Origin of the sequence: Paracoccus sp. (in: a-proteobacteria) (assembly GCF_047973135.1) — a bacterium.
Classification (GTDB): domain Bacteria; phylum Pseudomonadota; class Alphaproteobacteria; order Rhodobacterales; family Rhodobacteraceae; genus Paracoccus.
The window spans coordinates 1-23949 of the sequence record NZ_JBKEBL010000225.1 but is presented as its reverse complement, the minus strand read 5'-3'; the positions used below and the strand labels follow the sequence as shown (position 1 = coordinate 23949).

Annotated in this window: 22 protein-coding genes, 1 tRNA gene, 1 pseudogene and 1 riboswitch; of the genes and pseudogenes, 12 read left to right on the top strand and 12 right to left on the bottom strand. The window is 66.2% G+C overall.

Going from position 1 to position 23949, the window contains the following annotated elements; all coding sequences use genetic code 11:
- A partial coding sequence (locus tag ACK5L9_RS16835) for a DNA polymerase (RefSeq protein ID WP_416912608.1) occupies positions 1-230 on the top strand: 230 nt, incomplete at its 5' end.
- Complete coding sequence (locus ACK5L9_RS16830) at positions 230-1168, top strand: cation diffusion facilitator family transporter (protein WP_416912607.1); 939 nt, start codon at positions 230-232, stop codon at positions 1166-1168. The genes ACK5L9_RS16835 and ACK5L9_RS16830, both read left to right, overlap by 1 nt.
- Before the next feature lie 691 nt (positions 1169-1859).
- On the opposite strand, the gene ACK5L9_RS16825 is transcribed toward ACK5L9_RS16830, so the two are convergent.
- Both ACK5L9_RS16825 and hppD read right to left on the bottom strand, forming a co-directional pair.
- Positions 1860-2216, bottom strand: a complete 357-nt coding sequence (locus tag ACK5L9_RS16825) for a Rieske (2Fe-2S) protein (protein ID WP_416912606.1) — start codon at positions 2214-2216, stop codon at positions 1860-1862.
- A 6-nt stretch (positions 2217-2222) separates the two neighbouring features.
- Positions 2223-3335 (bottom strand): 4-hydroxyphenylpyruvate dioxygenase, encoded by a 1113-nt coding sequence (hppD, locus tag ACK5L9_RS16820; RefSeq protein ID WP_416912605.1) that lies wholly within the window; start codon positions 3333-3335, stop codon positions 2223-2225.
- Positions 3336-3480: 145 nt separating this feature from the next.
- On the opposite strand from hppD, the gene ACK5L9_RS16815 reads away from it, so the two are divergent.
- Positions 3481-3936 carry an Lrp/AsnC family transcriptional regulator gene (locus tag ACK5L9_RS16815; RefSeq protein WP_416912604.1) on the top strand — a complete coding sequence of 152 codons (456 nt, stop codon included), beginning with the start codon at positions 3481-3483 and terminating at the stop codon, positions 3934-3936.
- Here the strand turns inward: ACK5L9_RS16815 and ACK5L9_RS16810 are convergent.
- Positions 3933-5084, bottom strand: coding sequence for an iron-containing alcohol dehydrogenase (locus tag ACK5L9_RS16810; RefSeq protein ID WP_416912611.1), 1152 nt, complete (start codon positions 5082-5084; stop codon positions 3933-3935). The genes ACK5L9_RS16815 and ACK5L9_RS16810 overlap by 4 nt on opposite strands.
- A 4-nt stretch (positions 5085-5088) precedes the next feature.
- Positions 5089-5562, bottom strand: coding sequence for a 6,7-dimethyl-8-ribityllumazine synthase (locus tag ACK5L9_RS16805; RefSeq protein WP_416912603.1), 474 nt, complete (start codon positions 5560-5562; stop codon positions 5089-5091).
- A gap of 69 nt (positions 5563-5631) precedes the next feature.
- Positions 5632-5762: riboswitch (FMN riboswitch) on the bottom strand.
- Positions 5763-5882: 120 nt separating this feature from the next.
- Between ACK5L9_RS16805 and ACK5L9_RS16800 the strand changes: the two genes are divergently transcribed.
- Positions 5883-6911, top strand: coding sequence for an AbrB family transcriptional regulator (locus tag ACK5L9_RS16800; protein ID WP_416912602.1), 1029 nt, complete (start codon positions 5883-5885; stop codon positions 6909-6911).
- Between the two features lie 88 nt (positions 6912-6999).
- Here ACK5L9_RS16800 and ACK5L9_RS16795 read toward each other — a convergent pair.
- From ACK5L9_RS16795 to ACK5L9_RS16780, 4 genes are all read right to left on the bottom strand, one after another.
- Positions 7000-7075: transfer RNA gene (locus ACK5L9_RS16795), tRNA-Thr, on the bottom strand.
- 83 nt (positions 7076-7158) lie between these two features.
- Positions 7159-8802, bottom strand: a complete 1644-nt coding sequence (locus tag ACK5L9_RS16790) for a heme biosynthesis protein HemY (RefSeq protein WP_416912601.1) — start codon at positions 8800-8802, stop codon at positions 7159-7161.
- Positions 8803-8813: 11 nt separating this feature from the next.
- Complete coding sequence (locus tag ACK5L9_RS16785; RefSeq protein ID WP_416912600.1) at positions 8814-10334, bottom strand: hypothetical protein; 1521 nt, start codon at positions 10332-10334, stop codon at positions 8814-8816.
- 98 nt (positions 10335-10432) lie between these two features.
- The gene (locus tag ACK5L9_RS16780; protein WP_416912599.1) at positions 10433-11086 is read right to left on the bottom strand and encodes a uroporphyrinogen-III synthase; all 654 of its coding nucleotides are present in this window, start codon (positions 11084-11086) and stop codon (positions 10433-10435) included.
- Positions 11087-11152: 66 nt separating this feature from the next.
- Here ACK5L9_RS16780 and tsaD point away from each other — a divergent pair, with 66 nt between their 5' ends.
- The 7 genes from tsaD to lpxK all read left to right on the top strand — a co-directional run bounded on the left by tsaD (position 11153) and on the right by lpxK (position 16565).
- Entirely contained in the window at positions 11153-12220 is a 1068-nt protein-coding gene (gene tsaD / locus ACK5L9_RS16775) for a tRNA (adenosine(37)-N6)-threonylcarbamoyltransferase complex transferase subunit TsaD (protein ID WP_416912598.1), read from the top strand.
- Positions 12217-13161, top strand: coding sequence for an NAD(P)H-dependent glycerol-3-phosphate dehydrogenase (locus tag ACK5L9_RS16770; protein ID WP_416912597.1), 945 nt, complete (start codon positions 12217-12219; stop codon positions 13159-13161). Before tsaD ends, ACK5L9_RS16770 begins: the two co-directional genes overlap by 4 nt.
- On the top strand, positions 13161-13433 hold the full coding sequence (locus ACK5L9_RS16765; RefSeq protein WP_416912610.1) for a YciI family protein: 273 nt from the start codon (positions 13161-13163) through the stop codon (positions 13431-13433). The genes ACK5L9_RS16770 and ACK5L9_RS16765 overlap by 1 nt, the downstream gene beginning before the upstream one ends.
- Positions 13433-13846: an EVE domain-containing protein gene (locus tag ACK5L9_RS16760; protein WP_416912609.1), complete on the top strand. Its 414-nt coding sequence runs from the start codon at positions 13433-13435 to the stop codon at positions 13844-13846. Before ACK5L9_RS16765 ends, ACK5L9_RS16760 begins: the two co-directional genes overlap by 1 nt.
- Before the next feature lie 324 nt (positions 13847-14170).
- Positions 14171-14416 carry a DUF4170 domain-containing protein gene (locus tag ACK5L9_RS16755; RefSeq protein WP_416912596.1) on the top strand — a complete coding sequence of 82 codons (246 nt, stop codon included), beginning with the start codon at positions 14171-14173 and terminating at the stop codon, positions 14414-14416.
- Positions 14416-15591 carry a 3-deoxy-D-manno-octulosonic acid transferase gene (locus tag ACK5L9_RS16750; protein WP_416912595.1) on the top strand — a complete coding sequence of 392 codons (1176 nt, stop codon included), beginning with the start codon at positions 14416-14418 and terminating at the stop codon, positions 15589-15591. The genes ACK5L9_RS16755 and ACK5L9_RS16750 overlap by 1 nt, the downstream gene beginning before the upstream one ends.
- Positions 15588-16565: a tetraacyldisaccharide 4'-kinase gene (lpxK, locus tag ACK5L9_RS16745; RefSeq protein ID WP_416912594.1), complete on the top strand. Its 978-nt coding sequence runs from the start codon at positions 15588-15590 to the stop codon at positions 16563-16565. The genes ACK5L9_RS16750 and lpxK overlap by 4 nt, the downstream gene beginning before the upstream one ends.
- Before the next feature lie 20 nt (positions 16566-16585).
- Here lpxK and ACK5L9_RS16740 read toward each other — a convergent pair whose 3' ends face one another.
- Both ACK5L9_RS16740 and ACK5L9_RS16735 read right to left on the bottom strand, forming a co-directional pair.
- Positions 16586-18511, bottom strand: a complete 1926-nt coding sequence (locus ACK5L9_RS16740; protein ID WP_416912593.1) for a cation:proton antiporter — start codon at positions 18509-18511, stop codon at positions 16586-16588.
- A 6-nt stretch (positions 18512-18517) separates the two neighbouring features.
- A complete protein-coding gene (locus tag ACK5L9_RS16735) occupies positions 18518-21499 on the bottom strand; it encodes a hypothetical protein (RefSeq protein ID WP_416912592.1) in 2982 nt (993 codons plus the stop codon).
- 192 nt (positions 21500-21691) lie between these two features.
- Here ACK5L9_RS16735 and ACK5L9_RS16730 point away from each other — a divergent pair, with 192 nt between their 5' ends.
- Positions 21692-22552: an SIMPL domain-containing protein gene (locus ACK5L9_RS16730; protein ID WP_416912591.1), complete on the top strand. Its 861-nt coding sequence runs from the start codon at positions 21692-21694 to the stop codon at positions 22550-22552.
- 444 nt (positions 22553-22996) lie between these two features.
- Here ACK5L9_RS16730 and ACK5L9_RS16725 read toward each other — a convergent pair whose 3' ends face one another.
- Both ACK5L9_RS16725 and ACK5L9_RS16720 read right to left on the bottom strand, forming a co-directional pair.
- Complete coding sequence (locus tag ACK5L9_RS16725; protein ID WP_416912590.1) at positions 22997-23752, bottom strand: YgfZ/GcvT domain-containing protein; 756 nt, start codon at positions 23750-23752, stop codon at positions 22997-22999.
- Positions 23749-23949: pseudogene (locus ACK5L9_RS16720) on the bottom strand (ABC transporter ATP-binding protein); the annotation flags it as partial. The pseudogene ACK5L9_RS16720 and the gene ACK5L9_RS16725, both read right to left, overlap by 4 nt.

The window sequence follows — 23949 nt, the reverse complement described above, 5'->3', positions numbered from 1 at the left end:
TCATCCGCCGCGCCATGATCCGCATGCCCGACGCGATCCGCGACCTGCCCGCGACAATGCTGTTGCAGGTCCATGACGAACTGGTCTTCGAGGTGCACGAGGATGCGGTGGACGCCCTGATCGCCTCCGCGCGCGAGGTGATGGAGAATGCGGCCGAGCCTGCGGTGAAACTGTCCGTGCCGCTGATCGTCGATGCCGGTCAGGGCGCGAACTGGGCCGAGGCGCATTGATGGCCCATTCGCACAGCCACCATCACGGGCACCATCACGGGCATGGGCACAGCCATGGCGGCGACGGCATGATCGGCTGGGCGGTGCTGATCAATCTTGCGCTGACCGCCGCGCAGATTGGCGGCGGGCTGGTGGCCGATTCCACCGCGCTGATTGCCGACGGCGTGCATAACCTGTCGGATGCGATGGCGCTGGTGCTGGCCTTTGGCGCGCGGCGGCTGGCGCAGCGCCCTTCGACCCCGGCCTGGAGCTATGGCTGGGGTCGGGCCGAAATCGTCGCCGCATTCGTCAACTATCTGGCGCTGATCGCGATTTCCCTCTGGCTGGTCATCGAAGCCATGGGCCGGCTGGCCCACCCGCCCGAGGTCGGCGGCGGGCTGGTCATGGCGCTGGCAACCCTGGCGCTGATCGTCGATCTGGGCACGGCGGCGCTGGTCTGGCGGCTGTCGAAGGACAGCATGAACATCCGCGCGGCCTTTTTGCACAATCTGGCCGATGCCGGGGTCTCGGTCGCGGTGCTGATTGGCGGCGCGCTGATCTGGGCCTTTGGCTGGAACCCGGCGGACCCGATCCTGACCCTGGCGATTTCGGCGGTGATCCTGTGGCATGTCAGCATGGAAATCGGCCCGGTCTTTCGCATGCTGATGCTGGCCGCGCCGCCGGGCATCGATCCCCGGATGGTGCTGACCGCGCTGCGCGGGATCGACGGCGTCGACGGCGCCCATCACCTGCATCTGTGGCAGATCGACGAAAAACGCAGCGCCGCCTCGGTGCATCTGGTGGTCGGAACGCAAGGTTTCAGCAAAGTGATCCGGCAGGCCAAAACCAGGCTCTACGAAGATTTCAACATCATCCACAGCACCATCGAGATCGAACTGCCGGACGATTGCGCCGACGCGCATCTGAAGGCGCGGGGCGGGCACAAGACTGACACCTGATCGCCCCGCGCGATAGGCGAAGCAAGGCCGACGCGACGATCGTGACAGGCGCGGCAGAGGGCCAGCGGACGACATCGAGCCGCTGATGGCGTTGGTGCAAAGGGCTTTCTGGTATCGCTGACGCAAGCTGATCCTGATCAGCAAAACCTGCGCATAATCAGCGTCAAATCAAAAGATTACAGCCCGGCAACCTGATCATTTTCTGCGCGTCCGGCCATACCGTCCCATCGAACGATTGTCAGGCGCAGACCGGCCCGAACTTGCGAGAAAGGGGGCGCGGGGCGTGCAAAGCCCGCCCCGTCGCTGCCGCCCGGCCCCAGGCGCGCTGCGCGCGCAGCCGGTCTGCGGGTGGCCACCGACACCGGCAGATCCACCGCGAGGGTAGCGGGGGGTCCGGGGGGCGCAGCGCCCCCGGCTGCCGCGGGACGCAATAAATCCGGCGCTGCCGACACATGAGGGAGCTCCGGCACAGGTAAACGGCACAGGTATAGCTGACGGAAGCCAATTTGATCATCAAATTGGCGCAGCATCAGCGTGAAATCAAATGGTTATAGCCTGACAACATAATCAGAAGAAAGTCGTCAGGCTATATCACCGAAATATTGCACCTGCGCGGATGCCGTAACGCTCGACGTGACCTGCGGGTTTCCGCGATTTCGGGACAGGATCGCGGGGGAATGCTTTTCCGCGCTTATTCCACGGCGATGCGGATGACGCCTGCGGCGCATTCGACCGGCACTCTGTCAAGCCCGCAATCCGCGCCATCAACCGCCACGCCGGTTGCGAGGTCGAAGCGGGCGCCATGATTGGTACACAGGATCATCGTGCCATCCGCCGACTGCAATTGCCTGCCGCGATAATCCAGCGGCAGGTATTGATGCGGGCAGGCGTTGACATAGGCACAAAACCCGTTGCCCGACCGGGCAACCAGAATCGGGAAATCGCCCTTGCCGGTCGCCACGGTCAGCGCGTGCACGCCGGTCACGTCATCCGCCGCGCAGATGACGGTTCCGGGTGCGGGGGCTGAGGGGTAATCCTGCCAGCCCATGCCGCGTCAACCCGCCGTTTCGGCGCTAAGCACGCCGCGACGGATCTGGTCTTCCTCGATCGATTCAAACAGGGCACGAAAATTCCCCTCGCCAAAACCGTCATCGCCCTTGCGCTGGATAAACTCGAAAAAGATCGGTCCAATCACGGTTTTCGAAAAGATCTGCAACAGAATCCGCGTCTCGCCCCCGCCGACCACGCCTTCGCCGTCGATCAGAATACCGTGCTTTTTCATACGCTCCAGCGGCTCGTCATGGCCGGTCACGCGCTTGTGGGACATGTCGTAATAGACATCGGGCGGTCCCGGCATGAATTCCATTCCGGCATCAGAGATGAGGTCGGTACCGGCATAGATGTCGTTCGAGGCGATGGCGATGTGCTGGATGCCTTCGCCCTTGTATTCCTTCAGATATTCCTCGATCTGGCTGTGATCGTCGGTACTTTCGTTGATGGGGATACGGATCTTGCCATCGGGGCTGGTCAGGGCGCGGCTGACAAGCCCGGTCTGCTTGCCCTTGATGTCAAAGAACTTGATTTCGCGGAAATTGAACGTGTCGTGATAGAACTTGTACCAGGTGTCCATATTACCGCGAATGACGTTATGGGTCAGGTGATCCAGATAGTAGAAGCCAAAGCCGCTGGGCTTCGGGTCAGGATCGCCCAGCCAGTCGTAACCGGCCTCATAGGCGCTGCCGGCATCGCCATAACGGTCGATGAAATACAAAAGCGATCCGCCGATGCCAAAGACCGCAGGCGCGTCGATGGATTTTCCGGGGCCGGTATATTCCGTAGCCCCCAGATCCAGCGCCCGCTTTAACGCCTCCTGCGCATCAACCACACGCCAGGCCATCGCGGGGGCGCAGGGGCCATGTTCACGGACAAAGCCTGCCGCATGGCTGTCGGGATCAGCGTTCAGAAGATAGTTGATGTCACCCTGACGATAGAGGGTGATGTTCTTCATCTTGTGCTTTGCCACCGGGACAAAGCCCATCTGGCGAAAGATGGTGTCCAGCACCTTTGGCTGCGGATGGGCGTATTCGACAAATTCGAACCCGTCCGTGCCGGCAGGGTTGGCGGCGCTGATGGTTGCCTTGGGGGCATTGTGGGGAAACGGTCCCATGCGATCCTCCTTGCTTGGCTGCATTCCTGTCGCTTCCCCCTGATCATGACGCGTTCGGGGCGCATGGTTCTTGCGAAATGGCAGAAATTAGGGTCAAATTCGCACGAAACACGCGCATATTTTCATAATGGTGCACGAAATGCATATGGACGGCTTTGATCTTGCAATCCTGACCGCGCTACAAAGGGATGGCGCGATGACCAATGCCGCGCTGGCCGAGGTGGTGGGGCTGTCCGCCTCGCAATGTTCGCGCCGCCGCACCGGGCTGGAGCAGGCGGGCGTGATCCGTGGCTATGCCGCGCGGCTGGATCCGGCGCGGATGGGATATGGCCTGCGCGCGATCATCCGGGTGAACCTGTCCAGCCACGGGCAGGGCAAAGAGGACGATTTCGCCCGCTTCGTCGCCAGCCACCCACAGATTCGTTCGGCCTTTTCAGTATCGGGGGATGCAGATTACGTGCTGGACATCCGCGCCCGCGATCTGGACGCCTTTGCCGATTTCGTGCATCGCCATCTGCTGCCGCATCCGCAAGTGGCGCAGGTGCGGTCGGAAATCGTGCTGAAAACGCTGAAGGACGAGGGCGGGGTCGCCCTGCCCTAACCCGCCGCCGTCATGACGCGCCGCAGATCCTCTGCCGTCAGCGGGGCGGGATTGGCCTTCATCGAGGACGAACTGGCCGCAGCCCCGGCCGCCGCAGCCTGCGCCTCGCTGTCCACTCCAAGCTCCGTCAGTGCGGGCAGACCCGCCGCGCGCGACCAGTCGGCGATGTGGCGCGCCGCCTGCGGCAGATCGGCATCCGCATGACCAAGCGCTGCACCGATCCAGCGCCCCACCTCATCCATCCGCGCGGCAGACTGGCCACCGCCCGCCACCGCCCGGTTGGCGATCAGCACATGGGGCAGCAGCACACCGCAAAGCGCACCATGCGCCGCGCCGGTCAGCCCGCCCAAGGGTCCGGCCAACCCATGCACCGCCCCCAGTCCGGCATTGGCCAGCGCCAGACCGCCACACAGGCTGACCCATGCCATCTCGTCGCGGGCGCGCGGATCTTCGGCCTGCATCAGCCAGATCAGCGCGGCCAGCCCGCGCGGGATGGCATCGCGGCACAGCGCGTCGGTCAAGGGATTCGCGCGGGTACAAACATAAGGCTCGATCACCTGCGTAACGGCGTCCAGCCCCGAAGCCAGCGTGACCGCGCGCGGGCAGTGATCGGTCAGCGCGGGATCGACGATGGCCAGCCGGGGCAGCATCCGCGCATCGCGCAGACTGACCTTGCGGCGATATTCAGGAACCGCGATCACGGCGTTACGCGTGACCTCGGCCCCGGTGCCCGCAGTGGTCGGAAGGGCGACGAATGGCAGGGGCGGATGATCCAGCGGCAGGCCCTGCCCCACGACCTCAAGATGGTCCAGCATCGGCCGCGTGGCGGGCACCAGCGCAGCAATGGCCTTGCCCGCGTCGATCACGGCCCCGCCGCCCATCGCAACCACGACCTGCGCCTGCGCATCGCGCGCGGTGTCCAGCCCCGCCTTGATCAACGCCATGTCGGGTTCTTGCGGGACGGAAAAGCCCGCGACCTGACAGCCCGCATCTACCAGCCCCGCGCGCAACCCGGCGCTGCGCGCCGCATCCGAGCCATGTACCAGCAGCACCCGCCGCCCCAGCGCAGCAATCCGCGATGGCGCGGCGGTGGCCAGTCCGCGCCCGAACAGGATTTCGGTCGCGCTGGCAAAGGCAAAGGCGGGCAGGCTGTCAGGCAACGGCCGGACGTTCATCTGCGGCAAGCTGCGCGTCCAGCGCCAGAACCTGACGCACGGCCTCGGCGGCCTCGGCCCCCTTTTTCACGAAATGCTCGCGGAAAAAGGCGATCATCGCGGGCACCTCCTGATAGTTATGCGGCGTCAGCGAGACCGAGAAACATGGCACCCCGGTTTCCAGCCCGACATTCATCAGCCCGGTGACGACCGCAGCCGCGACGAAATCATGGCGATAGATGCCGCCATCGACCACAAAGGCCGCCGCGACCACGGCGTCGTATTTGCCGCTTTGCGCCAGCTTCTTGGCCAGCAGCGGCATCTCGAACGCGCCGGGTACATCAAAGGCATCGACCTGCGCGCCGGGGATCAGCCTTGGCTGTTCGGCCATGAAACCGTCATGGGCGCGATCGACGATGTCGGCGTGCCAGCGGGCCTTGATAAAGGCGATGCGGGAATTGGTCTTGGTCATAATCGGAACCCTCCGTTAAACAGCGTCAGGCCCCAGAGCATTGGCGTCAGCCGCCCCGAAAGGTGCGACGACGTTTCTCTTTCATCCGGACTGTTACCGTCGGCCCCGGAGTTTCACCGGATCTGCTGACCCTTCCTTGCGAAAGGCGCTCGCGGGCTGTGACCGCCGGTGGGGAATTGCACCCCGCCCTGAGAACGGATCCGGTCTAGCATGCACCCCGCGCCGCGCCAAGCCCCAAGGAACGCAACGGCAAAACGCTTTGACATCCCGGCCTTGCGGGAATACCCCTGCCCTGCCTCCGCGCGCAAAGCTGGAATATCATGGGTTTGACAAGACGCCGCCTGCTGACCTTCGCGCTGGCCGCGATGGGCGCATCGCTGTTTTTGCTTCTTCATCTGCCGCTGCCGATGCTGCTGGGGCCGATGCTGGCCTGTCTGGTCGCGGCGCTGGCCGGGGCAAGGCTGGCGGGGGCGGGGCAGCTTGGCGTCTTTATGCGGACATTTCTGGGCGTTGCTGTCGGCTCGGCCATCACACCCGAAGTTCTGCAAACGCTGCCCGACATTGCCGCCTCGCTGATGTTCGTGCCGCTGTTCATCGGGGTGATCGCGCTTGTCGGCTATCCGCTGTTCCGGCGCGTCTTTGGCTTTGATCACGCGACCGCGTGGTATGCGGCCATGCCGGGCGGATTGCAGGACATGCTGGTCTTTGGCGAAGAGGCGGGCGGCGATGTGCGCGCGCTGTCACTGATCCATGCGACGCGGGTGCTGGTCGTCGTGACCATCGCGCCGCTGCTGATGAGCGTTTACTGGAACATCGATCTGTCGCAGCCGCCGGGGGCACCGATCCGCGCGCTGGCCCCGACCGAGATCCTGATCATGATCGCCGCCGGTTTCTTCGGCTGGAAGATCGCCGAGCGTCTGGGCCTGTTCGGTGCCTCGATCCTTGGCCCGATGATCCTGACGGCGGGGCTGTCGCTGGCAGGCATCATCCAGCACCGCCCCCCCGCCGAAATCATTCAGGCGGCGCAGTTCTTTATCGGCATCGCCGTCGGCGTGAAATATGCGGGAATCACCGCGCGCGAATTGCGCATCGACGTGACCGCAGGGCTGGCCTATGCGGTACTGATGGCGCTGATCAGCCTGCTTTTCATCGAGGCGATCACCTGGCTGAGCATCGCCCCCGCGCTAGAGGCCTTTCTGGCCTTCCTGCCCGGAGGTCAGGCCGAAATGGTCGTCATCGCCATCATCGCCGGGGCCGATCTGGCCTATGTCGTCAGCCACCACCTGCTGCGCATGGTGATCGTCATCACCCTCGCACCGCTGGTCGGCAGGATACTGGGGCGGCGCTGAGTCCGCAGCCCCGCGCGTTCAGCGGCACGCCACCCCGCGCAAAGGAAAGGCCGGTCCCGAGGGACCGGCCTTTCCTTTTTCTCAACCATGGTGCCGGTGAAGGGACTCGAACCCCCGACCCCATCATTACGAATGACGTGCTCTACCAGCTGAGCTACACCGGCATCTGGTTGTGCCGCGCCGGATAGCAGGTTCCGGCGCAGGGGAAAAGAGGGCGCGCGCATTTTTCGCGCCCCTCTTCACAGTTCTACGCCTTGCCCACCTGATTTCCCTTGGCCTTGGTCTCGGGCGGTTCGACATCGGGGCGGATCGGGGCAGGTTCTGTCGATGCGGGTTTTTCGGGCGTGGTGATCGTGCTGGAAGGATCGACCTCGATATAATCATCCTCGCGCGGCACCATTCCCGGCGCGACATCCGCGACCTCGACGCGCCCGCCATTCTTTTTCGGCGACGGTGCCGCCTTGGGGGCGCTGATCTCGACTTCGGCTGCGGCCATGGGCTGTCCTGCATCGGGCTTTGGTGCGCCGACCAGCAGGGGCAGCATCTCGGCCCCCGACCCCGCCGATTGCCTGTGCTCGGGCTCGCGCCAGGTCAGCGTGTCGAAACCGCCGCAACTGTCGCAAACGGGTGCCCAGTCGGCCATGACATTATGGCATTTGTCGCAGACCCATTGCGGCCCGCGCGAGGCTGTCAGCGCCCGCGCCAGCCAGCCCCGGACGACGCTGTCCTGCGCCCCCTCGCCGCGTTCGATGGCGGCCATGATCGACAAGGTCCGCGTGGTCGGATGCGTCTCGGCCAGATCGCCAAGGGCGCGGCGGGCACCGGGAAAATCCTCGGCGGCCAGCAGCAATTCGGCCTTCAGCAGGCGGGATTCCTCGTCATCGGGCTTTTTCGCGATCAGCCGCTGGAACCGTTTCAGCCGCGCCGCCGGGGTCTCGTCCGGGACGATCTCGGCATAGACGGTGGCCAGATCCGGATGCGGGCGGACCGACCAGGTCTTTTCAATCACGCGCGAAGCGTTGCGGAAATCCTGCTGCGCGATATAGCTGCGCGCGGCAAGCGCCGCCGCCGGAACCAGATCGGGCGAGGCCTTGGCGGCGGAAATCGCCGCCTCGCGCGCGCTGATCGAGGCCCCTTGCGCCAGCACGTCGCTGGCCTCTTGCAGGGCCAGAACAGCCTCGCGGCGAAGGGCGACATCCTTGGGAATATCGCCCTGCCGCCGCTTGTCCTTCAGCAGTTGGCGGGCCCCTTTCCAGTCATGTTCGCGGGTCTGCAATTGCAGCAGCGTATCCTGCATTTCCTTGTGGCCGGGCTTCAGCGCATAGGCTTTCTGCGCCAGCAGCATCGCGCCATGCGTATCGCCGTCATCCAGTTTCTGCCGCATCAATCCGCGAATCCCGACAAAGCGGGTGCGGTCGTCGTCCAGCAGCTTGCGATACATGGCATGCGCGCGGGCCTTGTCACCGGCCACCTCGGCAGCCTGGGCGGTCAGCAGATTGGTGATATGCGGCTGATCAAGCAGGCGTTCGGCCTTTGCGGCCTTGGCCATGGCCAGCTTGCCCTCGCCCGAGGCGACGGCCAGCATCCCCTCGGACAGGGCGGCATAGCCCTTGCGCTGGCGCGAGCGCGCGAAATAGCGGTCGATGGCGGTTTCGTCGCCCGCCAGAAAGCGGACAAAGGCCAGCGCAAAGCCCAGCAGCCTGACCACCGCCCAAGCGGCGATCATCAGCACTGCCAGCACCACCACCGCCTTCACCGGCGTCAGCACATATTCCATGCCGCCAAACTGGACCAGCAGCGTCTGCCCGGTTTCGGACAGGCGCATGGCCCCAAGCGCGGCGGCCAGAACCACGGCGAAAAAGAACAGGATTTTCAGCAAGGACAGTATCATGGGCGTGGTCCTCAGTTCGTTTCAGCCGACAGGTCGTTCAGCGCGGCATGGGCGTCGCGATAGGCTGCGGCATCGGTCAGCCATTGCGCCATGGCCGGGGCCGTGGCGGCAGGTTCGGGCAGCGCCGCCATCTCGGTCAGCGCGCCGGCGATGTCGCCCGCCTCGACCAGGGCATTCGCCCGCGACAGGATTGCGTCGGCATCATCGCCTTCGCGCGGCTGGACTGATCGCGCACCGACCTGTGCCCGCAGGAAATTCGTCAGGACATTGCCGCCCTGAGTGCTGTCCTCGCGCAGTGTGGCGCGCAGGGACGCCCGCGCCGCCTCGCCAAAGCTGGCCTGCAGGCCCTCAAGGCTGGGAACGTCGCGTTGCAGCGCCTCGGGGGCATCCAGACCCGCGCCTGCCAGCGCCTGTTTCGCGTCCTCCGCCGTCACACCGCGATCCAGCGCGGCCTGCAACGCGGCCACCGCCGCCACCGCCTGCGCGCGCCGGGTGCTGTCCTGCGCGGCCTCTTGCAGCCTGGCCGCCTCGGCCTGCGCTTCTGCGATCTGCGATTGCGCCTGTTGGGCGGCGGCCTGAATCTGCTGTTGCAGCGCATCGGCCTGCCCGGCCAGAGCCTGCACCTGCGCCGCCACCTCGGGCGAGATTGCGGGACGGCTGACCAACTGGTCGATCTGACCGGCCTGCTGAGCGATTTGCGCCTGCAACCGGGCCACGGTCTGCCCAAGCGCATCGTCCCCGGCAGCGACCGGCGCGGCATTGGCAATCGCCTCAAGGGCGACGATCCGCTCGGCCTGCGCCTCAAGCGCGGCTTGCAGCGCGGGCAAGACACCCTGATCGCCCGGCAAAGCGTTCAGCGCGGCCTCGACCGCGTCGATCCGGGCGGGCAATTGGGTGATCTCCTCGGGGATCTGCGGCGCCTGCTGATTCGCGGCGCTTTCTTCGGCGATCCGGCGGGCAGCGGCCTCGGCGGCGCTGATCGCCTGCGCCTCGATCACGGCCGGGTCCACGCGCGGGGGCTGCTGCATCGCCCAGTAATAGGTCGCCCCGGCCCCAAGACCGGCGGCAACCACCCCGCCGAACAGCACCTGCCAGAAGCCGGTTTTCTGAACCGTGACGTTCTGGACTGGCGCGGGCGTCTTTTCCGGCTGCGAAGCGGGCCGCGAGGCCGGTTCGGTCGGCGAATCAGCCTTGGCCGATTTCTCAAGCATGACGGGCTTCGTCCCATCCTTTGCCGGTTCGGGCTTTGCCGGTTCGGGCTTGTCGGATTTGGCCGATTCGGCCCCGGCCCCGGCTTTCGCGGGCCTGACCTCTGCGGCGGGAATGCCATTTTCCGCCTTGCCGACCAGCGTCGATTCGGCAGGCTTGACCTCGCCTCCGGTTGCAGCGACGGATTTGCCCGTTCCCGCACCGGAATCGGCGGTGGCGATCACATCCGGTTTGGCCGGCTCTTTCTTCGCTTGCGGTGAATCCTCGGGAACCAAGTCCTTCGAGGTTTCCGATTTGGTCGAACTCTTGCTTGGCTTTGTCACGTCAGCTCCCCGTCATCGCGTGCCTCGGAGGCATCACAGCCGCCGGGTCGTCCGGTATCAGCCTACTCACGCCGGGCCGTGGCCTCAACCCGCCGTGATCAGCTTTGTTCATCTGCCATAAGGCGACGGATTGCTGCAACCATCGCCTCGGCAGTCGGAAATCTTGCCACGGCCTGTCCGGCCATGGGTCCAGCCCAAGCCTGCATCACCGCAGGGCTGACGGCAACGGGGAATAAGAGGGCTGCCGCATCGGAAACCTGTGCCGCCACCAGCCGGGCAGATCTGGCCGAAAACAGCGGCAGAAGCACCCGCCCCGGACCAGATAGCAGCGCGCGTGCATCCGCGTTCAGCGGTTCCGCCACCTGATCATAGACCACCACCCCCTCGACCGGCAGCGTCCGCGCGACATGGCGGCCATGCAGATGCAGCAGCGGCACCGGCGCGGCACGGATCAGCGGCAGCAGGCTTTCGGCGAAACCCTTGCCCTCTCGCACGCTGAATCCGGCCTCGCGCGCGACCTGCGCCGTCCTCTTGCCCACGCACAGCGCCAGCCGCCCCTGCCCCGGCCCGGCGGCCGGCACGGCATGGGCCGAAGTGAACACGAACCCGCCCGCCGCCCGCAGCCTGTCCGCGTCATGGGCCACGGGTTCGATCCGCAGAATAGGCGAAATCACCGCCCGCACCCCCGGCAGCATCGCCTGAAAACGCCGCGAATCGGCCTGAGGCCGGGTCAGCAGAAGCGTGCTTGGCATTGGCATTCCCCCTGCGGCGATGTTACGGGGTCAGGGGTAAGCGTCAATTTTCCGCCCGGCAAGAGCATGGACGACACCGTTTTTCTTGGCATCGAAAGCAGTTGCGACGATACCGCTGCCGCCATTGTCACTGGCGACCGGCGGATTCTGTCCTCGGTCGTGGCGGGTCAGACCGACCTGCACGCCGATTTCGGCGGCGTCGTCCCTGAAATCGCCGCCCGCGCCCATGCCGAGCGTCTGGATCTGTGCATTGAACAGGCGCTGGCTGAATCAGGCACCGCGCTGCGCGATCTTGACGGCATCGCCGTGACCGCCGGTCCGGGACTGATCGGCGGCGTCATGGCGGGGGTCATGATGGCCAAGGGCATCGCGGCGGGCTCGGGGTTGCCGCTGGTGGGGGTGAACCATCTGGCGGGCCACGCGCTGACGCCGCGCCTGACCGATGGCATCGGCTTTCCCTATCTGATGCTGCTGGTCTCGGGCGGACATTGCCAGTTCCTGCGCGTCGATGGCCCGCAGGATTTTACCCGGCTTGGCGGCACCATCGACGACGCGCCGGGCGAGGCTTTCGACAAGCTGGCGCGCCTTCTGGCGCTGCCCCAACCCGGAGGCCCCGCGGTCGAGGCCGAGGCGATGCAAGGCGATCCCGACCGGTTCGACCTGCCGCGCCCGCTGCTGGACCGGCCCGGCTGCGACATGTCGTTCTCGGGGCTGAAAACCGCCGCGCTGCGGCTGCGCGATCAACTGATCGCCGGACAGGGCGGGCTGCGCCAGTCCGACCGGGCCGATCTTTGCGCTGCCTTCCAGACAGCCGTGGCCGAGGTACTGGCCGAAAAATCCCGCCGCGCACTGGCTGCCAGCCCCGCCCCGGTTCTGGCCGTAGCGGGGGGCGTGGCCGCGAACGGGGCGATCCGGGCGGCACTGAAACAGGTTGCCACAGCGGCGGGCGCCCGTTTCCTTGCCCCGCCTCTGCGGCTGTGCACCGACAATGCCGCGATGATTGCATGGGCGGGAATCGAACGGTTCCGTGACGGCGGGCGCGACGGCATGGACCTGACGGCCCGCCCCCGCTGGCCGCTGGACAAGCACGCCGCCCCCATGCTTGGCGGCGGCAGGAAAGGAGCCAAGGCATGACCGGCATCGCGATCCTTGGCGCGGGGGCCTTTGGCACGTCGCTGGCCCTTGCGCTGACCGCGAACGGCGCGGTCACGCTGTGGGGCCGCAATCCCGGATGGCACGGGGAAAACCCGCGCCTGCCCGGCATCCCGATTCCCCCGGCCATCACCGTTACCTCTGATCTGGCCACGGCCACGCGGGCCGACACGATCCTTCTGGCCCTGCCCGCTCAGGCGCTGCGCGGCTTTCTGGACGAAAATGCCCGTGCGCTGAACGGCAAGACCCTGATCAGCACCGCCAAAGGCATAGATCTGCTTCGCCTGACCGGCCCCTCGCATCTGATCGCCGGGGCTTGCCCCGACGCGACCGTCGCCGTTCTCAGCGGCCCCTCTTTCGCTGCCGACATCGCGCGCGGCCTGCCCACCGCGCTGACGCTGGCCTGCGCCGATCCGGCCTGCGGCAAGGCGCTGCAACACGCGCTGTCCACGCCGGTGCTGCGGCTGTATCGTACGACAGATGTGGCCGGGGCGGAACTGGGCGGCGCGCTGAAGAATGTCATTGCCATTGCGGCGGGCGCGGTGATCGGCGCGGGTCTGGGCGACAGTGCACGCGCCGCCATCGTCACGCGCGGCTTTGCCGAGATGACGCGCCTTGCCACCCGTCTGGACGCGCGGCCCGAAACGCTGGCCGGGCTGTCGGGTCTGGGCGATCTGACGCTGACCTGCACCTCGCCGCAATCGCGCAATTTCCGCTTTGGCCAGGCCATCGGCGCCGGGCAGGATTTCGATCCCACAACCACCGTCGAAGGTGCCGCCACAGCCCGCGCCGTCAGCGACCTTGCCCGCCGTCTGGGCGAGGATACCCCCATCGCCGCGCTGGTCGCAAAGCTTGCGGAAGGCGCGATTTCAGTGGAAAACGCCATGGAATACCTGATGAACCGCCCCCTGAAGGAGGAATGATGCCACTTTTCGCCGTGATTTGCCGGGACAAGCCCGGTGCCCTGCAAACCCGTCTGGACACGCGCGACGCGCATCTGGCCTATGTCCGCGATACCGGCATCGTCACCATGGCCGGCCCCCTGATCGAAGAGGGCGAGATGCGCGGATCCCTGATCATCCTTGACACCGGCACGCTGGCCGATGCCGAAAACTGGGCGGCCGGCGATCCCTACAAGGCGGCGAGCCTTTTCGAAGCCGTGCAGGTGATCGAATGGAAGAAGGTGATCGGCTGATGGCCCATTGGCTGTTCAAATCCGAACCCGATGTCTTTGGCTGGGACGATCTGGTCGCGAAAGGCGATACCGGCGAGGAATGGGACGGCGTGCGCAACTATCAGGCACGCAACAATATGCGCGCCATGAAGATCGGCGAACGCGGGCTGTTCTATCACTCGAATATCGGCAAAGAGGCCGTGGGTATCGTCGAGGTGATCGCCGAGGCCCATCCCGACAGCAAGGCCACCGACCCGAAATGGGAGTGTGTCGATGTGAAGGCGGTGCAAAAGCTGCCTCGTCCGATCTCGCTGGACGAAGCAAAGGCCAATCCGCGCCTGAAGGACATGGTGCTGGTCAATAACAGCCGCCTGTCGGTCCAACCCGTTTCCGACGAGGAATGGGCCGTGATCATGGAACTGACCGGCCTTTAGGCGACAAGCTGTCGTCGCCTGACCGGAAGACAAACATACTGGGAAAAACACGTCCGGGCCAAGGAATCCCGGACGCCGATACCGGCACCATCCTCAAGAGGAACCTCCGGGCACCCCTGCCGGAATTCCCCCACCCCGAATTGCGCAAGAACACAATGCACAACCTGACGGGATCGGATCCGGCCTTCTGGCCCGTAACCGATCCCTAGCACCTGTTTTATGATCGCGCAAATGCAAAGCCTTGCGGTTTTTAGACAAACGCGCTTCATCTTACCTTCGCGGCGGGCTACACAACATGGCGTTGCGAACAGTCAGGACAGCATCATGACCCAACGCCTTCACCTCGTTTTCGGCGGAGAACTTGTCGATCCGCAGCGAACCGAGTTCCGCGACACCGACAAAGTCCACATCGTTGGCGTATTCCCCAATTACGCCAGGGCCTATCAGGCATGGAAAGCCGAGGCGCAGCGCACCGTGGACAGCGCCCACACCCGTTACTTCATCGCCCATCTGCACCGGCTGCGCGACGAGGAAACCCCCGCCAGCCCGACCGAGGAACTGGGCGGCTGATGGCACCTCCGGGGTTCGGAAAGCTGGGGTTGTGGCTGCATCTTGGCGGCCAGACCACGACCGGCCCGGTTTCTGTCCCCGTGCCCGCAGGTAACGGGCCGCTGGTCGTCATTTCGACAGCGGCGGATCAGACGGCGGCGGCGCGGCAGGTCACGACGATCCTGCGGAAAAAGCGCCCGGATATCCGGCTGCTTGATCTGGCCTCCATCGACATGCCCGATTTCGGCATTGATCTGCTTGCCATGAACCAGCTTGCCCGCGCGCGCCCGGCCGCGACGCTGCTTCTGGGGGCGGATCTGCCGCCTGCGCTGATCGTGGCCATGTCGGATCACGGCATTCCGGTCATCCTTGCCAATGCCCGCCTGCAACTTCGCGACACTTCCTGGCAACTTGGGGCAAGCATGCGCCGCGAATTGCTGGGGCGGATCCAGACCATTCTGGTGGTCGATCACGACAGCGAGGCCATTGCACTGCGCATGAACGCCCCTCGTCACCGGATCAGCATGACCGGCCCCGTGACCGAGACGCGCCCGCCCCTGCCCTGCGTCGAACCCGAACGCGCGGCCCTTGCGCTGCTGCTGAAGGGACGTCACACATGGCTGGCCGCCTGCGTTCCGCCATCGGAAGAAGCCGCCGTTCTGGACGCCCACCGCGCCGCGCTGCGCCAGTCGCACCGTGCCTTGCTGTTTCTGGTGCCATCCGACGCACGCCGGGTCGAGCCGCTGGCCGCCGGTATCGAGGCCAGCGGAATGAATGTTGCGCGCCGTGACCTGGACGAGGAACCAACCGAAGAGGTCGAGGTGATGATCTCGGACGGGCCGACCGAGCTGGGGCTGTGGTACCGGCTGGCCCCGGTCTGCTATATGGGCGGGACGCTGGCAGGCGAGAACGATCTTGCGCTGCATCCGTTCGAACCCGCCGCACTTGGTTCGGCCATCATCCACGGCCCGGCGACCACGCGCCATGCGGCGGAATGGGTGCAACTGAACGGCGCAAGGGCGGCGCGCCCCGTGGCCGATGCCGCCGGTCTGGCCACCGCCATCGCCGAGCTGACCCAACCCGACATCACCGCAAGTCTTGCCCAGAACGCCTGGACCGTCAGCACGGCGGGCGCAGGCGTCGCCACACAGATCGCGGCAGCGGTGCTGAAAACCCTGCCACGGGTCCGGCCATGAAGCGCGCGCCCGCCTTCTGGTATAAGCGCCCGCCCACGCTGACCGCCCGCCTGCTGGCCCCGCTGGGATGGCTTTATGCGCGCGCCACGGCCAAAAGACTGGCACAGGGGCCTGGGCAGCGCGCCGACGTGCCGGTAATCTGTGTCGGCAATATCAATGCCGGCGGCACCGGCAAGACACCGACCGTCATTTACCTGCAACAGCTTTTGCAGCAGCGGGGGATCGCGGCGCATGTCGTCTCTCGCGGGTATGGCGGCAACGCCAAGGGGCCCTTGCTGGTGGACGAGCGCAACCACGACGCCGCCCTGACCGGAGACGAGCCGCTGCTGATGGCCGCGTTCGGGCCGGTCTGGGTTGCCGATGACCGGTGCGCGGGTGCACAGGCGGCAACCGCGGCAGGCGCGCAGGCGATCATTCTGGATGACGGCTTTCAGGATCCGGCGCTGATCCATGACCTGTCACTGGTGGTCGTTGATGCCGCAAGGGGCTTTGGCAATGGCCTGTGCCTGCCCGCCGGACCATTGCGCGAACCCGTCACGACCGGGCTTGCGCGCGCCGATTTGCTGCTGTCCATCGGCCCGGATCAGGCACAGGCACGGTTCAGCGCCCCCCAGGGCCTGCCGCATCTGCGGGGCGAGCTGGCTCCGCTGCAAACCGGAATCGACTGGCAGGGCCAGCGCGTGCTGGCCTTTGCCGGGATCGGCCACCCCGAGAAATTCTTTGCCACACTGCGCGGGCTGGGGGTCGAACTGGTTCGCGGCGAGGCGCTGGAGGATCACCAGCCCTTTACGCCGCGCCTTCTGACCCGCCTGACAACCGAGGCCCGGCTGACCGGCGCGCAACTGGTCACAACCGAAAAGGACGCCGCGCGCCTGCCCCGCGATTTCCGCCGCAACGTCCTTGCCCTGCCCGTACGCCTGTCCCTGCGCGACCCGGCACCGCTGGACCACGCGCTGGACCGGCTGTTTTCCTGAGTCCGGCAAGACGCGGCAGGTCAGGGACGCCCGCCCAGCCTTTTGCCACGATCTGCAAGGGTCAGGCCGTGTTCGGGGTCTTGTTCCTCCGCATCCTCATCCTCGGACTCGTCGTCCGGGCTGTCCTTGAAACGCTCCATCAGGGCGGCTTCCAGCGTGCTGTTCAACTCGCGGCTGCGGCGGATATAGTCGGCATTGTTGTCAACCGGCACATCCGGATCCCACAATTCCGCCAGTTCACGCAGCGAGGCGCGGTCAAGGCGGTAAAAGATATTCTCAAGCTCGGCCGCCTCAAACTCTGAAAGACCTGCATTTTCAAGAACATATCGTGCCGCCCGCAGCGAACTGTCAAACATTTCGCGCACGATGTCATCGGCCCCCGCCGCGTGAAGCTGATAGACATTCACCCGGTCGCGGGCGCGGGCGATGATGTGCAGGTCGGGACGTCTTTCGCGCGCATAGCGGATCAGTTTGACATTCGCCTCGGGGTCGTCCAGCGCGGCAACCAGCACGCGGGCCTTGTCAAGACCGGCGGCGGCCAGAATCTCGGGTCGGGTCGGGTCGCCGAAATAGCCCTTGAAACCAAAGCGCCGCATCAACTGGATGACCTTCAGGTCGTGATCGAGAACCGTGGTCTGGAAACCCGACATCGTCACCATGCGGTTGATGACCTGCCCGAAGCGGCCCACCCCCGCGATAATGATTGGCTGCTGTTCGTCGATATGATCCTGCTGCGCGTGATCCTCGGGCTCGCCGCGCCTGCGGGCAATCTGGGCATGGATGATGAACAGCAGCGGCGTAGCCAGCATGGTCAGCCCGATGATCAGCAGCGCCTTGCCCGCCACGTTGCGCGGCAGGATCGCCAGCGACAGCCCGACCGAGATCAGGACAAAACCGAACTCGCCGGCCTGGGCCAGCGACAGGGTGAACAGTGACCGGTCGTCGCGCGACATGCGGCTCCAGCGGGCGATGACCCACAACACCGATGCCTTGGCAGCGATCAGCGCCGCCGTGATCGACAGGATGGTCAGCGGGTCATCGAACAGCAGGTGAAAATCCATGCCCGCGCCGACGGTGATGAAGAACAGGCCCAGAAGCAGGCCCTTGAAGGGCTCGATCTGGGATTCAAGCTCGTGCCGGAATTCGGATCCGGCCAGCATCACCCCGGCGATAAAGGTGCCCAAAGCGGGCGACAGCCCCACAAGAATCATCAGCGACGCGATGCCCACCACGATCAGCAGCGCCATCGCTGTCTCCATCTCGCGCAGGCGGGACGAGACGACAAAGCGAAAGATCGGGCGAATCAGATACTGCCCCAGCAGGATCACCACACCGACGGCGGCCAGTGTCACCAGTGTCGTCGCCCATCCCGGCAGGCCGGCCATCAGGGTCTGGCCGATATGTTCCTTGCCATCGGCCCCGGTGCTGCGACTGAAGGGCGACAGCAGCGGCATCAGCGCGATCATCGGGATCACCGCAATATCCTGTGTCAGCAGCACCGAAAACGCCGCGCGCCCGCCATTCGTGCGCATCAGCCCCTTTTCGGTCAGTGTCTGCAACACGATCGCGGTTGAACTGAGCGACAGGATCAGCCCCAGCGTCAGCGCCAGCCGCCAGTGCAGCCCCGACAGCAGCCCCACCGCCGTGATTACCGCGATGGTCAGCCCAAGCTGCGCACCGCCAAGGCCAAGCAGCTTGTGGCGCATATTCCACAGGCTGCGCGGTTCAAGCTCCAGCCCGATCAGAAACAGCATCATGACGACGCCAAATTCGGCGAAATGCCGCAAATCGCTCATTTCGCTGCCCGTCAACTGAAGGACCGGGCCGATCAGGATGCCGCAGGCAAGGTATCCCAGCACCGACCCCAACCCCAGACGCGCCGAAAGCGGCACGGCGACCACCATCGTGATCAGGTAGACCGAGGACAGAAGCAGGAAATTTTCCATAAAAGATTATTGGCCGTTCAGTACCGAAAGCTGCTGCTGGCTGCCGCCCTTGACGAATGTGATCTGGCTGTTGCCAATGGCGGTGATTGTGCCGCCATTGATCCGGTCGCCAAGGCGCAGGGTGATGATCTTGCCGTTTGACAGGCGGACCAGCGCCCGGCTGGCCTTGCCCGCGCCGATGGTGCCGATGATCTGCGTGCGGCTGATCTGGATACCATCCTTGACTGTGGCAGCGGCCGAGACAGAGGGCGCGGACCGGCCTTCGGGCACCTTCAGCGCGACATCGGGTTCGTTCTCGGCCTCGGGCGGGGTATAGGTCTGCTTGCGCGCGGCGGCAGCGCGGGCCTCGGCTTCGGCCTGGGCACGAGCGCGGGCCTCAGCCTGGGCGCGGGCGTCGGCCTCGGCGCGGGCATCGGCGGCGGCGCGGGCACGGATACGGGCCTCGGCCTGGGCCTGCAATTCCGCATCCATCCGGCGCTGTTCGGCGGCCTGCGCCTCGGCGGCGGCGCGCAGATCGGCATCGCTTGGGCCGGATGGCGCCGTGGCTGCGGCGGCGGACCGGTTGCCGCCGCTGCGCCGGGGCGGCGGCAAGGACGAACTCAGCGCCGTCAGGGCGACGGCGCCGGAGGCAGATCCACCATTCGAAACGGCTGCGGCGATGGCTTCTTCGACCGCGGCATTCGACAGGCTGGAACTGCCCGGACCGGCCCCGGATTGCGAGGCCAGGGATTTCGGTTTGGCCTGCGGCCGCACCGATTGTTGCAGCACCCCGGCCGTACTGGCGCTGGCGGGGGTGGCAGCGGGCGGGGGCGCGACAGCCGATGCGTTGCCGCCGCCGCGTGTCGGCGGGCGGGCCGAATTGCCCACGGCCTCGGCCACGGCGTTGCGCACCGCATTCTCGGCGGGCGCGTTTACCGCAACGGGCCGACGCTGCGGACGCAGCTTGGCCAGCCGGGCAAGCGCATCTCCTTCAGCCTGTGACAGCCCGTTTGCCCCGGCCTGTGCGACCCGCAGATCGCGCAGCAATTGCTGGATTTCGGCGCGTTCGGTCGCGGTCAGGGGCGGGGCATATTCCTCGGACAGGCTGCCCTCCTCGCGCTGAGACAGACCGGCCGGGCGCGCAGGCGGGCGCTGCGACATCCCGGATGCGGGTTTGGCCGGTTGCGGCGCGGCGGGTTCAGAGGTGGCAGATTCAGACGAGGCAGGTGCGGCCAAGGCGGGCCGCGCAGGCCGCGCAGGCGGGCGGCGGGCGGCCATGGGTTCCGGCGCAGCATCGTTGCGCTGCGTATAGGGCAGCGGATTGGTCGGAACGGCAGGGCGCGCATCGGGTGCGGCGGGCGGCTGTGCCTGCTCCGGCGTCGCATGGGGGGGGCGCGCCGATGTCCGCAGCCCCGGAGGCGGGGCGGGCGGAGTCGCCTTGGGCTGCCGGGCGGCACGGGCCGCAGGGGGCACGGGCTCGGGAAGCGGGGCGGGCTTTGCCTGGGCAGGTATTGCGGCAGGCGCGGTCCCGCTGCGGACATTGGTATCCGCCTTTGGCGCAGGTGCCGGGACAGGCGGGGCCTCGGCGGGCGCAGCCGGAGTCGTGATCGCCGCAGGAGGTTCGGCCTGCGCAATGGTCCGGGCCGGAACCGAAGGCGGAGACGTCTGCGCAACGGCGTTGTCACCCAGAGCCTCGGCCAGCGCGGCGGTCAGCGGATCATCCGGCGGCAGCACCGTTTGCCCGACCGGCGCAACCGGTTCGGGCGGAGTCTGCGCGGCGACGGATGATGTGGCAGGCGCTGTGGCATCGGCGGTCGGGCCGGGTTTTTCGGGCGCTGGCGCGGATTCTGCAGCCGGCGGCGCGGCGGTTGCCGCAGCCGGGGTCACGGCAGCCGGGGACGCGGCGGATGGCGGCTCGGCAGACGTCGTGACCAAGGGCCGAACGGGGGCCGCGACCGCCTCCGGCGCGGCGCTGTCCTGTTGCGGGGGCGGCGCGGCGGCATCGGCGATCTGCCGGTTTTCGGGTTCGCCGCCAACGAACAGCAGGACCGCCAGCAGCCCCACGGCCAGCAGCCCGATCAGTGTTGCCAGCGGGCCGGGCTTCAGATGGCGCAGCCGCGATGCCTGGTCATGGCGCGTATCCTCATCCGGACGCACCACGGGACGGCGGGCGCGGGCCTCGGCGGCGCGGGCGTGAACTGCCTCGGCACGCGGCGACAGCTTGCCTGGCGCGCGCTCTTTGCGTTGTTCGCCATGCCGGATCACCGGGGCCGCCTTGTTGGTCACGGGCGCGGCCCCGGCCTTTGGCGGATCGTCGGCAACCGGGGTCACGGGCGTTTGCGGCAGGTCCATATCCGCTGCCTGCCGGGGCGGCTGCGGCGCGACATAATGCGGCACGATGCGCGAGATGACAGGCGGGGCAACCTCGGTATCGTCGATCTCGATCCGGTCCGACGTGATCGCCGCCTGATGCAGATCGGGGCGGCTGACCGGCGGCGGGGCGCGATGGTCCGGCACCTGACGCGAGCCGCCGAAATCGGGCTGGCCATCAAAGCGGTCGTCACCGGGCCGGGCGACGAACCCGACCGGGCGAAACCCCTGCGCCAGCGCAAATTCCTCGGCCTCTTCCAGCGTGCTGCGGGCGACCACGGCAACGCGCAGGCTGTCGATCTTGCCATCCACATCGGGGCACCAGTCGAAGACCAGTTCATCGGCCTGAAACGAGGTCATCCCCTCAAGCGCGCGCGCGATGGTCGGCGGCAGGTCGGCACCGGGCGAGACCGTCAGCCGCGTATACAGGATCTGTTCGTCGGGAATGACCAGCACGGTATCGGGTTGTTCCGGTGCCGGGCCGGTATCCGCCCTCAGCGCCTTCAGCGCCGCACCAAGATTTCGGCCCGCAAAGGGTGCCTCACCCAGCAGGTGCCAGTTCAGACCGTCGCGCCGCTCCAGCAGGACGGCGTCCTGCGTAAAGCTCATGGCGAATTCGGGGGCGGCGTGTTTATTCATTTTCTGTGTTCGTCGCTCAAATGTCATCGCGCAGCCCTTATGTCGCGATGTGGTGGCCTCTATAATGGAGTACCGCAATTTGTGGTGTGAGAAAAGCGGTACTGGCGTATCTGTGATGGCTTTTCTCTGAACAGAACCGAACGGTCGGCAATGTGCCGCCGTTTTCGGGCAGATAATAGGGAGGAAGATGGGATGAATTTGATGCTGATATGTCCGGGCTGGCGGGTTCTGGCGGTCTTTGCCGGGTTGGCGGTGGCGGCGGGTGCCGCCGACGCCGCGCCGGGCCATGTACATGGATGCAAGGCCATGTCGCGATTGCAGGTCACAGGCCAGGGCGAGGCGCGCGTCACCCCCGATCTGGCGGTGGTCCAGATTGGCGTCGTCTCGCATGCCCCCCAGGCCGACGCCGCCATGCGCCAGAACGCCGCCGTTCAGGCACTCCTGATCAGTATAACGACCATGGCAGAAGGACTGTCCGAGGCCGACATCCAGACATCCGGGCTGATGATCAATCCGGTGATGGATTACAGCGATGGCAGCGCGCCGAAGCTGACGGGATACGAGGCGAACAACGTGATCACGATCCGGGTGAGCGATCTGGTGGGGTTGGGTAAGCTGCTGGACAGCCTTGTCGAGGCGGGGGCGAACCGGATCACCGACATCACTTTTCTGCGCGAGGATAGCGGTGAGGAAGAAGATCAGGCCCGCCGCGCCGCTGTCGCCGATGCCCGCCACAAGGCCGAGGTGATGGCCGGAGCCGCCGGACTGACCCTCGGCCCGGTTATCGGCATGCAAGAGACGGCCTCGGAACCCGGCCCGCAGCCGAGAATGCGAATGATGGCCGCCGACATGGCCGAGGGCGCGTCCACCCCGGTCCACCCGGGGCAACTGTCGATCACGGCGCAAGTTCAGGTCGAATACGCGCTGACCGGACCGGGGGCACTGTGCGGCGGTGAAGCACAGCGGGGCAGTCGCCGGGGCCATCACGGCGGCAATGACGGCGGCGATGACGAAGCCGCGCCGGAACAGCAAGAGACCGCGCCCGACCAGTAGGACCGGCCCGCACCCTGGCAGAGCAGCCGGCATACCCCTGCCGCGCTTTTCGGACATTCCTGGTGTACCGTCACCGCCGGATGATTTGCGTCCCGCGATGGCCGGGGGGGCTGTGCGCCCCCCGGACCCCCTGCAAAATGCCTGCGGCGGACCGTATGGCTGACGGAAGCTGGTTTCGCATCAAATCTGCACAATACTATCGTTAAATCAATATGTTATAGAAAAACGGCATGATTGCTTCAAAGGCGTCTGACCATATGATTTGCAAACAGGCCAGCAGGATCGTTGGCTGGCCACGAAACAATCCCGGTGCCGACGTCGCCGGTGCCCGTCACAGGCCGGGCCAGGATTCGTCGGGCGGACGAAGCGTCCCCTGCCACCCGCAGACCGCCGGCGCGCGAAGCGCGCTTACGTCCGGGCGGCAGCGACGGGGTGAGATCTGCGTCAGTCGGCGAACAGCCGCGCCTTGCCCGCCTCCATGCCCTCGCCCAAACGGTCAAAGCGGATATGGGCGATGACCTGCGCATCCGAGCGGGTGAAAAGCGTGCCGATCTCGCGGCCGTCGCGGGTGATGGGGGTGCCGGTCGGGGCTTCGCCCTCGATGCGCAGCACCCGCAGGCCCTTGCGCAGTTCGGTCTTGTGCTTCATCCGGGCCGTGACCTCTTGCCCGACATAACAACCCTTGCGAAAATCGACACCGTTCAGGCGATCAAACCCGGCCTCAAGGATGAAGGTCTCGTTGGGAATCAGCTCGATCAGGGTTTCAGGGATGCAATGGGCCACGCGAATCGCGTCCCAGTCGCTGCCATCCTCGCCCGCCGCACCGTAAAGCCGCCAGCCAAGTGCCGCATGGCGCGGGTCGGCAATGGCCCCCTCGGGGGCCGGGCCGGTGCCGCGCGCAACGGGCATGTCCACGGCCTCGATCGTGACGTTCGAGCGAAGCCTGTACATTGTCAGCCGCCGGATCAGGTCATCGGCCAGCCGCGCATCCACATCCAGAAGCAGCGCCCCGCCCTGCGGCACGCTGTCGCCCTGCGGCACGCTGTCATCCTGCGGCACGATCAGGAAATCGGCCAGGTATTTGCCCTGCGGCGTCAGCAGCGCGGCCCAGCATGGCGCCCGCCGCACATCGTTCGTTACCAGCCCTTGCAGAAAGGCGGCGCGGTCCGGGCCGGCGATGCGGATGATCTGACGGGTCATTGGCTTTCTCCGAATTGCAGCGCGACAAGGCGGGCATAGGCCCCCCCCTGTTCCATCAACTGGTCATGGCTGCCCTCTTCGACAACCCTGCCGCTTTCGATCACGACGATCTTGTCGGCATTGCGGATGGTTGACAGCCGGTGCGCGATGACCAGCGTCGTGCGCCCCTGCGCCAGATTGTCCAGCGCCTCTTGCAC